The sequence below is a fragment of the Paenibacillus sp. FSL R7-269 genome (assembly GCF_000517865.1).
Lineage (GTDB): Bacteria > Bacillota > Bacilli > Paenibacillales > Paenibacillaceae > Paenibacillus_AQ.
Map to the genome: position 1 here is coordinate 117,921 of NZ_ASPS01000042.1, position 14,441 is coordinate 132,361.

Genomic DNA, 14,441 nt, shown 5'->3' on the forward strand with positions numbered 1-14,441 from the left:
AAAAATAAGCGGAATTTGCGCGGCTTGTCAAACGGGCTGTTTTTGCATATAATAGATGGGCATATCTTCCCAAGCGGAGGATCGAAGTGCAGAGGTTATAATCCGCATACATGCAATGATGGAGAAGAGTACGCAGTGCCTGGCTTACAGGGAGGAAGCGCCGCAGATTGAGAGCGTTTCTAAGAGAGCAGAGCTGCCGAAGTTCACTCCGGAGCAGTTCCCTGAATGTGCTTCAAGGCTTCCTTGAAGAGCGCTAGTAGGGGGGACCGGCCGCAGACCGTTATTTCTGTATAAAGTGAGACAGGTCTTTGCCGCACCGAAAGAGGGAATATTGCTCTTAAGGGAAGCGTACGGCCGTCTAACAAGGGTGGTACCACGGTCTTTTCGTCCCTTTACCGGGAGGAAAGGCCTTTTTTTGTTGAACAATACGAGATTTGAGGGGGCAGTACAAGCCATGAAAGACAAATTGGAAGCACTGAAGGCTGAGGCACTGACGAAGCTGCAGGCGGTATCCGATCCGCAGATTCTGAATGACCTGCGCGTCAAATACCTTGGCAAAAAAGGCGAGCTGACAGAGGTTCTGCGCGGTATGGGCGGACTAAGCGCGGAGGAGCGTCCGGTGATCGGCCAGGTGGCCAATCTGGTGCGCAGCGCGATTGAAGAGGTGATCGGCGCCAAGCAGGAGCTGTTCGAGCAGCAGGAGACGCAGAACCGTCTCAATGCAGAGAAGGTCGATGTAACCCTGCCGGGCCGCGGCATGCCCCAGGGCGGGATTCATCCGCTCAGCCGGGTGATTCAGGAGATCGAGGATATTTTCATCGGCATGGGCTACAAGGTGGCGGAAGGACCGGAAGTGGAGACAGATTATTATAACTTCGAGGCGCTTAACCTTCCGAAGAACCATCCAGCCCGCGATATGCAAGATTCCTTCTATATTACGGAAGACATTCTGATGCGCACACAGACCTCGCCGGTTCAGATCCGCACCATGCAGGCGATGAACGGGGAGACTCCGGTCAAGGTTATCTGTCCGGGCAAGGTATTCCGCCGTGATGACGACGATGCGACCCACTCCTTCCAGTTCCATCAGATCGAAGGTCTGGTGATCGGACGCAATATCCGCATGAGCGACCTGAAGGGTACCCTGCAGCAGTTCATGAAGGAGATGTTCGGTCCTAGCGCGGGCATCCGCCTGCGCCCAAGCTTCTTCCCGTTCACCGAGCCTAGCGTTGAGGTGGATGTAAGCTGCTTCAAATGCGGCGGCGAAGGCTGCCGGCTCTGCAAGCAGAGCGGCTGGCTGGAGATTCTCGGCGCCGGTATGGTGCACCCGAATGTGCTGCGGATGGGCGGATACGATCCTGAGGTCTACAGCGGCTTCGCGTTCGGCATGGGCGCTGAACGGATTGCGATGCTGAAATACGGCATCGATGACATCCGTTACTTCTACACGAATGATATGGGTTTTGTGAAGCAGTTCAAGGGTATTTAGGGATTTGGCGGGTGTGTATGGGGCGCGAGGGACGCTTGTAAGAAAAGGTAGTGAGGTGCTGGTTTACTTTGAATCAAAGACTGTATTAGAAGGGCCGGAGGGGAATTTTGGAACTGGAGGAGCGGTAGCGACCGCCTTTAGGATTTAATTTCTACTGCAGCCAGCAGTGTAATCAGGAAATTCAATCCTAACAGCGGCCGGAAGTCCAAAACTTCTCTGGAGGTTCTGCTAGTGCAGGATGCTTCGAAGTAACCTAGGGAGCACACAGACCTTTGCTTCGACTTCTGCGTGCCCCGGCGCAGGCCGGCATGGAGATCAATACATCTGAAACAAAAAGGAAGTGTGCGATTATGAAAGTATCAACCGCCTGGCTGGCCGATTATATATCGCTGGAAGGGGTGACCGCAGATAGCTTGGCGGACAAAATCACCACCGCCGGCATCGAGATTGACGGAGTAGAACGCCGCAACAAAGGGATTTCCGGGATTGTGACCGGCTACGTGAAATCCAAAGAAAAGCACCCCGACGCCGATAAGCTGAATATCTGCATCGTCGATGCCGGGCAGGGCGAGGATCTGCAGATCGTCTGCGGAGCGAAGAATGTCGCAGCGGGCCAGAAGGTTCCGGTCGCGCTGGTGGGCGCCAAGCTGCCGGGCCTGGAGATCAAAAAAGCCAAGCTGCGCGGCGTGCTGTCGCAGGGGATGATCTGCTCGGCCAAAGAGCTGGGCCTGAACGACAAGCTGCTGCCCAAAGAGCTGCAGGAAGGCATTCTCGTGCTGCCGGAGCAGACCGAGGTGGGCCAGGATATTCTCAAGGTGCTCGGACTGAATGACGAAATCCTTGATTTCGACCTGACGCCGAACCGTTCCGACTGCCTGAGCATGATCGGTGCCGCTTATGAGGTAAGCGCGGTGCTGGGCCGTGAGCTGAAGCTGGCTGATCCGGCGGCAGAGCTCGTGGAAACGGGCGGCAAGGCAGCGGACTCCATCACGGTTACAATTGAGGACGAGGCTTTCTGCAGTCATTATGCCGTGCGTTATATTGCCGGAGTGAAGACCGCGCCGTCCCCGCTGTGGATTCAGAACCGCCTGATGGCAGCCGGGGTACGTCCGATTAACAATATCGTAGACATCACCAACTATGTGATGCTGGAATATGGACAGCCGCTGCATGCATTTGACGGCGGGCAGCTCCAGGGCGGAACCATCGGTGTACGGTTTGCCCGTGAAGGTGAAGGACTCGTTACCCTTGACGGACAAGAGCGCAAGCTGGAGCCGCAGATGCTGGTTATTGCCGATGGTTCAGGCGCAATTGGCCTGGCTGGAGTGATGGGCGGACTCTCTACAGAGGTTACCGCTGACACCGTTAATATCGTACTGGAATCAGCCGAATTCGATGGCGGAACGGTACGCAAGACCTCGCGTCAGCTTGGTCTGCGCTCGGAAGCGTCCCAGCGGTTCGAGAAGGAAGTCGATCCGAATGCGGTCATCCCTGCGCTTAACCGTGCGGCTGCACTGATTGCCCGGTATGCCGGTGGAACGGTGCATGAAGGGATTGTTCAGGCCGGCAGCGTCTTTGGTCAGGAGAAGGTGCTGCAATTATCGCTGGAGAAGCTGAACCGCTATCTCGGCACGGATCTGTCGCTGCTGGAAGTGAAAACCCTGTTCGGACGTCTGCACTTCAAGTGCGGTGATGCCGCCCAGGGAATCATTGAGGTCCAGGTACCGACGCGGCGCGGCGATATCACCCAGGATGTGGATCTGATTGAAGAGATCGCCCGCTTGTACGGCTACGACAATATTCCGACCACCCTGATCGAAGGCACTACGACGCCGGGCGCGCTTACCAGACAGCAATCTCTGCGCCGCGAGCTGCGCCGCCTGCTCTCGCTGGGCGGATATCAGGAGGTTATGGGCTATTCCTTCATCCAGCCGGAGCAGAGCAACCTCTTCCCTATGCTGGCGGAAGGCAAGCAGTCAGTGAAGCTGGCGATGCCGATGAGCGAGGAACGGAGCGTGCTGCGTACTAGCCTGCTGCCGCAGCTGCTGGACATTGCGCTCTACAACACGAACCGCCGCCAAGGCGATCTGGCGTTGTTCGAAATCGGCAATGTGTTCTTCACGGAGGAAGAAGTACTTACCCGCCAGCCGAGCGAGCTGCCGGTGCTGGGGCTGCTGCTGAGCGGTACGCGTGCAGCCAAGCAGTGGAACGTGACTGCCGAGCCGGTGGACTTCTTCGACCTTAAGGGTGCGCTGGAGACGGTATTTGCGCATCTGGGTCTTACGGATCGCGTAGTCTATGAAGGGGACGCGCCTGAAGGCTATCATCCGGGACGCTCCGCTTCCATCTATCTGCTTCAGGCAGAGGGCCGCGTGAAGATCGGTTCGATGGGACAGCTTCATCCCGAGCTGCAGCGCCGGATGGATCTGGAGGATACCTATGTATCTGAAGTCCTGCTGCAGCCGCTCTATGATGAGGCGCGCGCTCAGCTGCAGTACAGCGAGCTTCACCGCTTCCCGGGCATGGAACGGGACATTGCGGTGGTAGTGGATGATGCAGTTCCGGCAGGCGATCTGATCACAGCGATCCGTGAGCATGGCGGCACTCTGCTGCAGAATGTGCAGGTATTCGATATCTACACAGGAGGCAAGATGGAGGCAGGCAAGAAGAGTGTTGCCCTGTCACTGTTGTACCGCCATACCGAGCATACGCTGACGGATGAAGAAGTTGTGGAAGTGCATGACAAAGTGGTCTCTGCGCTTGAACAAACTTTTGGTGCAGAATTAAGAAAATAGCAGGAATTGTGCAAAGCCGCAGCGAATCCATTTAGAAACAGAGATTCGCTGCGGCTTTTCTGTACCCATGTGAAGTGCGGAAGAACATGCAAATAAATGCAATGGACGCGTGCTTTTGCCAAAGGTCAGGAAATCACGCTACAATAGGAGCAAGAGCAAAGAAACCAACTTAGAATCCGCACACATACAAAGGAGGGCACAACTGTGGCTATGGACCGGACCCGTGTCGCCGTGGAGATATACGGAACTTCCTACAAGCTTGTCGGAAGCAGCACAGAATATATGAAACAGGTCGCCCGTCATGTCGATGAGCATATGCGTGCAATATCGAAATCACATTCCAGACTGGATACGCCGCGGATTGCGGTGCTTACAGCTGTACATATGGCAGAGCAGGCAATCCAGGTTCAGGATTTCAAGAATGAGCTGAATATGCTGACCGGTGAACGCACTGAGCTTCGCGTGGAGGTGTCACGCCTTCAGGAAGCGCAGCGTGAACAGCAGGAAGAATATGAGAAGCTGGAAGCGGCTACGAAGGAAGAGGCGGCGCGGCTGATTGCTGCCGCTGAAGAAGAACGCTCCAGGCATCTGGAGCAGCAGGAGCAGGAGAGGCAGCTGCATGCCCAGCTGCTGGAGGAAGAGAAGCAGGCGGCGGCCGCAGCCCGTGAGCACCTGGTGCAGGAGCTGAAGGTGCGCGAGGATGAGCTTAAGGCGCTGCGTGAGGGTCATGAAGCAGAGCAGGCTGTAAGCCGTGAGGCAGCGCGTCAGGAGCTGGAAGCCGCAGAAGCCATACGGCTGCAGCAGCTGGAAGAGATGAAGTCTGCCCATCAGCAGGAACTGGAGCAGCTGAGAGAGACACTGATCCGCGAGAAGACAGAGACGTTGTCTGCTCTGGAACAGGAGCTGCATGAGACGCGGGATACGATGGGCAGCGAGATCGTGGAGATCAGCTCCACGCTTAGCAAGGAGCTGGCTGATACCAAGGCTGCGCTTACGAGTGAGCTTACCGTGGAACGGGAAGCGCTTGAGAAGGAGCTGGCCAAGAACAAGGAGCTGCGGCAGTCCCAGGGGACGCAGGAGCACCGGCACAAGCAGCAGCTTCAGGAGCTGGAGAAGCAGCTTGGTGAGCTGCGCGGCGGAACCGGGCAGCTCCAGTCCCGGCTGCGGGCGGCAGAGGCCGGGCTGAAGGGCGAACGCGATGCGCGGCTGACGCTGCTGGCGCAGTACGAAGCTGTGCTGAAGCGGGAGGAGCAGCTCGGAGAGGAGCTTAAGCTTGCCGCTGAGCAAGGAGAGCAGCAGAGTGCGGCGCTGGAGGAAGTGCGCAAGCAGGCTGCGGCTTCGCAGAGCGAGGCGGAAGCCCTCCGCAGCAAGCTGCGGGACGCAGAGGACAAGCTAAGCGTTGCGCTGGAAGAGCTGCACACGGCGAACGAGCTGGGCACCCTGCTGAACGAAGAGGTGGAAGGGCTGCGTCAGCAGGTTGCAGCTGCGCAGAGCGAGGCGGAAACGCTCCGCAGCGAACTGCGGGACGCAGAGGGCAAGCTAAGCGCTGCGCTGGAAGAGCTGCACACGGCGAGCGAGTTGGGCAACCTGCTAAACGAAGAGTTGGATGAGCTGCGTAAGCAGGTTTCGGCATCGCAGAGCGAGGCGGTAGAGATCCGCAGCGAACTGCGGGATCTAGAGGGCAAGCTAAGCGAAGCGCAGGAGGAGTTGCACACGGCTAAGGAGCTGGGCAATCTGCTGAACGATGAGCTGGGAGGGCTGCGCCAGCGTTATGAGCTGACGCAGGAAGAAGCGGCAGCACTGCGTACATCGCTGCAGGAGACAGCAGATCAGCTCAGCCGGACACAGGTCGAATTCGACCGTACGGCTGAAGAAGCAGCGTCCTGGCAAGAGCGTGCGAACAAGCATATGGAGGACATCAGCGAACTGGAGATGAACCTTCTGGAAGAAGGGGAGAAGTCTGCAGCCTTGCAGCGCGAAGTGGAGACTCTTCGCGGACAGGCAGACGGCATGGTTCAGCAGCTTGATCAGGAAGCGCGTCTGCGTGCTGAAGCGGAGCAGGAGCTTGCCGTTCAGCAAGAGGCGGCAGAAGCGGCCCGTAAGGAACTGGCTGCGCTGCGCGGCCGTTACGAGGAGCTGATCGCCCAGTACGACGAGATCCTGCAGGACGGGGAGCAGCTGAAGGAACGCTGCGAGCTGCTGGAAGCCGAAGGCGAGGAAGCTGCGCGGCGTCTGGAAGAGCTGTATGAGGCAGGCCGTGAAGCTGCGGCTACGGCGATGGAGCAGCAGGAAGCACTCCGCGAGACCCGGGAGTATGAAGCTACCTGGAAGCAGAAATATGAGGAGCTTCTGCAGCGTGAGCAGCAATGGAACGGGCAGGAAGCACAGCTGCGCGAGGAGATTGAGATCTGGCAGCAGGAGGCTGGGGAAGCCGAGGCTCAGGCGGAATCAGTCAGCCGCTCGCGCACCGAAGCAGAGCAGCGGCTGGATGAGATCGGCGAGAGCTATGAGATGGTCCAAGGCCAGCTGCGGCTGGTACAGGCCCAGTTCGAGCTGCAGCAGGGAGAGCTGGAGAAGCTGTCCCAGGAGCATCGCAGCCTGCAGGCGGAATATGCCAAGCTACAGAGTGAATATAATGAATGGATTCAACTGATCGAACAGGATAGTTGAATGGCGGATGCATCACAGGAAGAGCTGTTGTAAGCAGGAATGCTTAGAACGGCTTTTTCTGCTGTGCAGGGACGGGGGACGGATTCATCCTTAGTGGGACTGCAAGGGAGGGCTGCTGTTCTAAAGTTGGCTGGAGTGAAGTAATGGATAGAAGTAATTTCTAATGGAAGGAAAGTTGGCGATGAGAAGGGTTGAGTGGAGAAGATAGCTAGGCTACCATCTTGCACAAATCCTGCACTAAATACAACATTCGTACCTCTGAAGCAGCTAATTGCGGGAAATCCTGCCTAGAATGCAACATCTCAATGCCAATGACCCGCTCCACCAGTAACATTCCTGCAGAATGTGCAACATTTGGCGTTCTCAAGCTGCAATCCGTTAGAAATCCTGCAAAAGGTGCAACTTCGGCGTTCTCAGGTCACATTGAGGAGCACAAGTGCCCCTGAATCCGCCAGAAGTTAGTTAAATGAGCAAATGAAGAGAACAAGAGCTTTTGACATAATAAGTATTGCAACCGGTTACAACCCGGGGTAGGATGTTGGTTGAGGTGAACGGGATGGATAAGAAATGGGTCAGCGGCGCTGGGGTTGTTGTGCTTTTTATATTGTTGTCATATTTGTTTACAGGCTTCGCGCGTCATTCTGCCCGGATGGGCAATATCGTTAAGGAATTAAGCGGGGAGCCGATTCCGGACAAGCCCGGATATCATATTGTGCTGATCGAGCAGGAGCGGTACCACCCGTACTGGGAGATGGTCGAGAAGGGGGCGGCGGAGGCCGCAGCGAAATACGGGATAGAGATCGAATTCACGGGACCGGTGCGCAACAACATGGAGGAGCAGATCAGCCTGCTGGAAAAAGCGATTGCCGCCCAGGCGGATGCGATCATCGTGCAGGGGCTCAACGACGAGAAGTTCACGCCGGTGATTGATAAGGCGGTGAACCGGGGGATTCCGGTGATCACGATTGACACGGATGCTCCGGCCAGCCGGAGACTGGCCTATGTGGGGACCGACAATGTAGCTGCTGGTGAGACGCTGGGGCGCATGGTAGTGAAGACGACTGGCGGAAAGGGCAAAATAGGTGTGATCATCGGCAGCGAGCTGGCCAAGAACCAGCTTCAGCGCCTGGACGGGCTGAAGAATATCGTGAAGGACTATAGCGGCATGGAGATTGTCGATGTCCGCAGCTCCAACATCTCGCATATGGAGGCAATCCAGCAGGCGGCAGATATGCTGCGCTACCATCCGGAGATCGATGTGATGGTCGGCACCAGTTCAACGGACGCGCTCGGTGTTCTGCAGGCATCGAGGAGCCTGAAGCGCGGTCCGCTGACCATCATCGGCTTCGATAACCAGGCGGAGACGCTGGATGCCATCAGCCGGGGAGCGATCACAGCGACTGTGGCACAGCAGCCCTACCTGATGGGGAATATGGCAGTCCGGCTGCTCCATGAGCATTTTAATGGTGCCGAATTACAGCTCCGGTACTATACCGGTGTGAAGGTACTGGATAAGACCAATGTGCAGGAGGGGGAGAGCCTATGAGTATCCGATTGAAGCTGCTGATCTGCATTCCGCTGCTGGTGCTGCTGATGAGCTCGGTCTCCTTCGTACTGTTCCAGAGCGGGAAGAATGTGCAGGAGAGCTACCATCTGATGATGAACCGGATCATGCTGTATAAGGAGGTATCCTATGAGGTCGGCGAGAATATGCGCTCCTTGAACCGCTTCATTATGCAGGTGGATACGGACAGCTTCCCGGAGGTGGAAAGGCATCTGGGCGCGGTGCTGGAGCTGCGCAGCAGGCTGGACGGAATGAATACCATCGGGGGCAGCGGCCTTCCGCTGATGAACTACAGCCACCTTATTGATACTTTTGTGGAGCAGGCGGGTCAGATGATTACGGAGATTGACGGACAGGATGCGAATTCGCTGGCAGGTGCCTATATCGGAGCGGAGCAGACGCAGCGGTTCATCCGCGAGGAGGCTCAGGAGCTGGTTGATCTGGAGCTGGACCAATATAAGCCGATCTACGCGGAGATCATGTCCACGACAGCGAAGCTGAACCGGATGGGCAGTCTGCTGGTGATTACTGCGGCGCTGCTTAGTATCTGTATGGCGGTCTGGCTGTCCAGCAGCATTACCGGACCGATCCGCCGCCTGGTGGCAACGGCCAAGCAGATCTCGAAGGGACGGATGGATACCAAGGCGCCGGAGAGCGTCAATAACGATGAGATCAGCATACTGTGCCGCGCTTTTAACGGGATGATTGATAATATCCAGGAGCTGATGAAGGAGAACATTCAGAGTGCGGAGAAGGACCGGCTGGTCAAGGAGCTGGAGCTGAAAATGCTGCAGAGCCAGATCAATCCGCATTTCCTGTTCAACACACTGAATTCCATCGCCAAGCTTGCGTATCTGGAAGGGGCGGCGAGAACCAGTGATCTGACCGTGTCGGTCTCGCGTATGCTCCGCTATAATCTGCAAAAGCTGGACCAGGCCGTTCCGCTGCGCGAGGAGGTCGAGCATGTGAATGAGTATATCAACATCCAGCGGGCCCGCTTCCGGGACCGGATTGCTTTTGAGATGGAGATTGATGAGGAGGCGATGGACGGGATGGTGCCGTGTCTGACGCTGCAGCCGATCTTCGAGAATGCCTTCGTTCATGGTCTGGAGCAGATGGAGGAGGGGGCTATACTTACGCTATCGATCCGTTACCGCAGCGGGCAGGTGGAGATTGTGATCAGTGATAACGGGGCGGGCATGAACCGCGAGACGGTAGCCCGGCTGATGGGCTCGACTCAGCAGGAGGCGCCGCATTCCAGCGGGAAGGGCCAGTCTACCGGGCTTGGGACACATAATGTTTTTAAAAGACTGCATTTATTCTTCGACGGCCAGCAGCTCATCGAGATCAACAGCAGTGAAGGGCAGGGGACGGCGGTGCTGTTCCGGCTGCCCTTCCGGACCTCGGCCTAGAGGCACTCACCTGAAGTGAAGGGGGAAAAGATAACGATGTACAAGCTGCTGATCGCAGATGATGAAGCACTGGAGCGGGAGGGGCTGGAGCTGATGATCCGGCATCTGATCCCGGACACGTTCGAATTCCTGCATGCCGGGAACGGGCGGAAGGCGATTCAGCTGGCGGAGGAGCACCGGCCGGATATGATTTTCATGGATATTAAGATGCCCGGTATTCAGGGGCTGGAGGCGGTGCGGCAGATTCGGGAGAAGCTTCCGGCGGCGCAGATTGTGATGATTACGGCGCATGACTACTTTGCATATGCCAAGGAGGGGTTGCTGCTGGGGGTGCGCGACTATCTGCTGAAGCCGGCCCGGAGGGAAGAGGTTGCGGAGGTGGTGAGGAAGCTGATGGTGGTCATCGAGGAGGAGCGGCGGCGCAGGAATGAGCAGCTGGAGCTGCAAGAGAAGCTGGCCCATCTGCTGCCGCTGGCCGAGAATGAGCTGACCCTGATGCTGATGCTGGAGCATGTTCAGGATCTGGAGCCAGAGCAGCTGGCCGGGCTGCTGGAGCTGCACTTCAGCAAGGGCTACGCGATGGTCCTGTCTTTCCCCCGGCACGGGGAGAGCGGCTGGGAGACGTTCCGGCAGTCCAAGCGGGAGATCTATGAAGCAATCAAGCAGTTTGCCAAAACAGGACTGGGCTGCCTCGCCGGACCGCTGGCCGGGCATCAGCTGGCGCTGTTCATTCCCTTGCCGCCGGGGAGGACCGGATATTCCCAGCGTGTCAGCTCGCTGGACTGGGGAGAGCGGCTCCGCACCTATGCCGGGGAGCGCTTCGGCCTGCCCCTTGGCATCGGCATCGGCTCGATCCGCGAGGGCTGGGACGGACTTAGCCGTTCTTACCGCGAAGCTGTACGGGTATGTGCGGATCACCAGCATTCGTTCGGTGTGCATCATTACGATGATATAATCCAGAGCTCGGGGCAGACGGCGGTTTCTCTGGATGAAGAGAAGAAGCTGCTTACCGCCCTGCTCCAGCGCAGCAAGCAGGAGGCCGTCCAGCGCTTCAGCCTGCTGTATGACTCCTTCGAGCAGGTAGGGGAGCAGCCGCTGTCTGCCGTGCGGGGGGAGGTAACCGGCCTGCTGCTGTTCCTGGCCAGAGGCGTTCACTCCACGGCCGGTACGGAGCTGCTGGCTTCGCTGAACGCAGCGGAAGATCCGCGCACTCTGCGGTTAAGCGCGGAGTCCTGGCTGGAGCGGCTGATCGATGGCCTGGAGGAGGAGCAGGAGCATCACCGGTCCCATGTGCATCAGCGGGCGCTGCTCTATATCAGCCAGATGTATAAAGAGGATATCTCCATGGAACAGACGGCCGAATACGTGAACCTGAGCCCGCATTATTTCAGCAAATTGTTCCGTCAGCATGAGGGGGAGACCTTCATTGACTACATCACTCGGCTGCGGATCAATGAAGCGAAACGCCTGATCGCTGAGGAACAGCTGAACCTGAAGGAAATCTGCTATGAAGTAGGCTATAAGGACCCGAATTATTTCAGCCGGGTCTTCAAGAAGGCTGCGGGGATGACGCCAAGCGAATTCCGCCAGCAGCAGGAGAAATCGGGTCCTTGCTGAGTGAGCAAGGACTTTTTTGTGCTGTTGCCCCGGATTATCCTATGAAAGCCGGGGCGGAGAATTACATTACAGCAGGCAAGACCAAGAATGCGGGTGGATGACAAATAAGTGCAGGGAATCGCTGCTCCCGGGTCGGTTTTTCCATGCTACACTTTTTTTGTAAGCGCAATCAAATAAAGGGCTGACGAAAAGGGGCGTAGCAATCGTGAGAAAATACGGAAGAATAGTTTCCCTCGGGGTGGCGGCGATGGTGCTGGCTGCATCGATGGCGGGCTGCGGTGTGGTCTCAAGCGGTGACAACGAGAAGAAGGAATCTGCGGGAGCGGCCAAGGACGGGGACAAAATTGTCATCGGCATGTCCATGGATACCTTGAAGGAGGAGCGCTGGCAGAAGGACCGGGATATTTTCACAGCAAAAGTGCAGGAGCTTGGCGGTGAAGTGAAGGTGCTTGCCGCGAACGGGGATGATGCTACCCAGCTAAGCCAGGCGGAGCAACTGATCTCCCAGGGTGTGGATGTGCTCGTGGTTATTGCCCATAATGCGGAGGCTACGGCTCCCATCGTGGATAAGGCACATAAGGAAGGCATCAAGGTCATTGCTTATGACCGGCTGATTAACAATTCCGAGGTGGATTATTATATCTCCTTCGATAATGTGCGTGTTGGTGAATTCCAGGCTCAGGCGGTTATCGACAAGGCTCCTAAGGGCAATATCGTCTACATCGGCGGCGCGGATACCGATAACAATGCCCACATGTTCAAGGAAGGCGCGATGAATATTCTGAAGCCGCTGGCAGACAAGGGCGATATCAAAATCGTCTACGACCAGTTCTCCAAGGACTGGAAGCCCGAGGAAGCGCTGAAGAATATGGAGAATGCGCTGACCGCGAACAATAACGATGTACAGGGCGTGGTAGCTGCGAATGACGGGACAGCAGGCGGCTCAATCCAGGCGCTGACGGCGCAGGGCATGGCGGGCAAAATTCCGGTATCCGGCCAGGATGCGGACCTTGCCGCGGTACAGCGTATAGCCGAAGGCACACAGCTAATGACGGTCTACAAGCCGATCAATGCGATTGCCACGAAGGCGGCGGAAATGGCGGTGGCGGCTGCCAAGGGCGAGAGCATTTCGACAGATAAGACTGTTAACAACGGTAAAATTGATGTTCCATCCGTGCTGCTTGATCCGATTGCCGTCAATAAAGATAACCTGGATGTGCTGATCAAAGACGGCTTCCACAAGCTGGAGGATGTGTACAAGAACGTTCCCAAGGACCAGTGGCCGAAACAATAAGGGCAGCCTGTACGGCAAGCAGATGCGGCGCCAGTGGCGAACCCGCATCTGCTTGCTGCTTGAGGGCCGGAAGGAGGAACGGCAGGCATGGATGTACTTGAAATGGTAGAGATCAGCAAGAGCTTCCCCGGTGTGAAGGCGCTGGACCATGTGAACTTCAAGGTGAAGCAAGGGGAGATTCACGCCTTATGCGGGGAGAACGGCGCGGGCAAATCCACGCTGATGAAGGTGCTGAGCGGACTGTATCCGGCGGGGACATATGAAGGTGAAATCCGCATCGGTGGCGAAAAGAAGGCGTTCCACAAAATAACGGACGCGGAGCAGGCCGGTATTGCGATCATTCATCAGGAGCTGGCGCTTGTGAAGGAGATGACGGTCGGCGAGAATATTTTCCTGGGGGCAGAGCCGGTGAAGCGCGGGGCGATCCAATGGAATGAACTGTACCATCAGGCTTCGCTGTGGCTGAAGAAGGTGGGGCTGAACCTGTCGCCGGATACGAAGATCGGCAATCTGGGCATCGGCCAGCAGCAGCTCGTGGAGATCGCCAAGGCGCTCTCCAAGCATACCCGGATTCTTATTCTGGATGAACCGACAGCAGCACTGACCGAGAGCGAGGTGTCCATCCTGATGGGCATTCTGAACCAGCTGCGGAGCGAAGGAGTGACCTGTGTCTATATCTCCCACAAAATGCCCGAGGTGTTCGCGCTGGCCGATTCGATTACCGTGCTGCGCGACGGGCGGACGGTGGCAACCCTGAACCGCCAGGAGACGAACGACGATCAGGTGGTCTCACTGATGGTCGGCCGTGAGCTGACGGAGCGCTATCCGCGAGTCCAGCATTCACCCGGAAACAAGGTGCTTGAGGTCGCAGACTACAATGTCTGGCACCCGGAGAAGCGCCAACAGAAGGTGCTCCGGGATATTGGATTCACGCTCCGTCAAGGCGAGATTCTGGGCATTGCCGGGCTAATGGGGGCTGGGCGGACAGAGCTGGTCAGCAGCCTGTTCGGCGCGTATGGCGGAAGAAGCGAAGGCACGGTGCTGATCGAAGGCAAGGCGGTCAAGATCCGTTCAGTTGCCGAAGCGATCAAGGCCGGGATTGCTCTGGTCACGGAAGACCGCAAGCGCCAGGGGCTGGTGATGGGGATGGATGTCAAGCGCAATACGACGCTGGCCACACTCGGCAAGGTCTCAAGGTTCGGAGTGATCAATGAGAATGAGGAGATCAAGTGGTCCGAGCAGTACGTGAAGGATCTGAAGACGAAGACAGCTTCGCTGGAGACACTCGTCGGCACACTCTCCGGGGGCAACCAGCAGAAGGTGGTTGTCGGCAAATGGCTGATGAGTGACCCCAAGATTCTGATTATGGACGAACCCACCCGGGGCATCGATGTCGGGGCGAAGTACGAAATCTATAACCTGATGAACAAGCTGGTAGAACAGGGAGTAGCCATTATTATGATCTCCTCTGAGCTGCCCGAAGTACTGGGGATGAGCGACCGGATTCTGGTAATGTGCGAAGGACAACTGGTACGGGAATATGATTGGCGCGAAGCAACGCAGGAGAATATTATGCTGGCCGCCACAGGAGGCAGATAGA

The 14,441-nt window shown here is 57.0% G+C and carries 8 protein-coding genes and 1 other annotated feature; all 8 genes read left to right on the top strand.

Annotation, left to right across the window (positions count from 1 at the left end; translation table 11 throughout):
- The first annotated feature begins 106 nt into the window (after positions 1–106).
- Positions 107–395 (top strand) — a binding site (T-box leader).
- Positions 396–454: 59 nt separating this feature from the next.
- Positions 455–1,489 carry a phenylalanine--tRNA ligase subunit alpha gene (pheS, locus tag C162_RS19390; protein WP_036696692.1) on the top strand — a complete coding sequence of 345 codons (1,035 nt, stop codon included), beginning with the start codon at positions 455–457 and terminating at the stop codon, positions 1,487–1,489.
- A 350-nt stretch (positions 1,490–1,839) separates the two neighbouring features.
- Complete coding sequence (gene pheT / locus C162_RS19395) at positions 1,840–4,284, top strand: phenylalanine--tRNA ligase subunit beta (RefSeq protein ID WP_036696693.1); 2,445 nt, start codon at positions 1,840–1,842, stop codon at positions 4,282–4,284.
- Positions 4,285–4,488: 204 nt separating this feature from the next.
- A complete protein-coding gene (locus C162_RS19400; RefSeq protein WP_036696695.1) occupies positions 4,489–6,954 on the top strand; it encodes a hypothetical protein in 2,466 nt (821 codons plus the stop codon).
- 556 nt (positions 6,955–7,510) lie between these two features.
- A complete protein-coding gene (locus tag C162_RS19405) occupies positions 7,511–8,500 on the top strand; it encodes a sugar-binding protein (RefSeq protein WP_036696838.1) in 990 nt (329 codons plus the stop codon).
- Positions 8,497–9,930: a sensor histidine kinase gene (locus tag C162_RS19410; protein WP_036696696.1), complete on the top strand. Its 1,434-nt coding sequence runs from the start codon at positions 8,497–8,499 to the stop codon at positions 9,928–9,930. Before C162_RS19405 ends, C162_RS19410 begins: the two co-directional genes overlap by 4 nt.
- 36 nt (positions 9,931–9,966) lie before the next feature.
- On the top strand, positions 9,967–11,547 hold the full coding sequence (locus tag C162_RS19415) for a helix-turn-helix domain-containing protein (RefSeq protein WP_051493713.1): 1,581 nt from the start codon (positions 9,967–9,969) through the stop codon (positions 11,545–11,547).
- 265 nt (positions 11,548–11,812) lie between these two features.
- Entirely contained in the window at positions 11,813–12,841 is a 1,029-nt protein-coding gene (gene xylF, locus C162_RS19420) for a D-xylose ABC transporter substrate-binding protein (protein ID WP_235218475.1), read from the top strand.
- Positions 12,842–12,928: 87 nt separating this feature from the next.
- Positions 12,929–14,440, top strand: coding sequence for a xylose ABC transporter ATP-binding protein (locus C162_RS19425; protein WP_036696701.1), 1,512 nt, complete (start codon positions 12,929–12,931; stop codon positions 14,438–14,440).
- The last annotated feature ends 1 nt before the right edge of the window (position 14,441 follow it).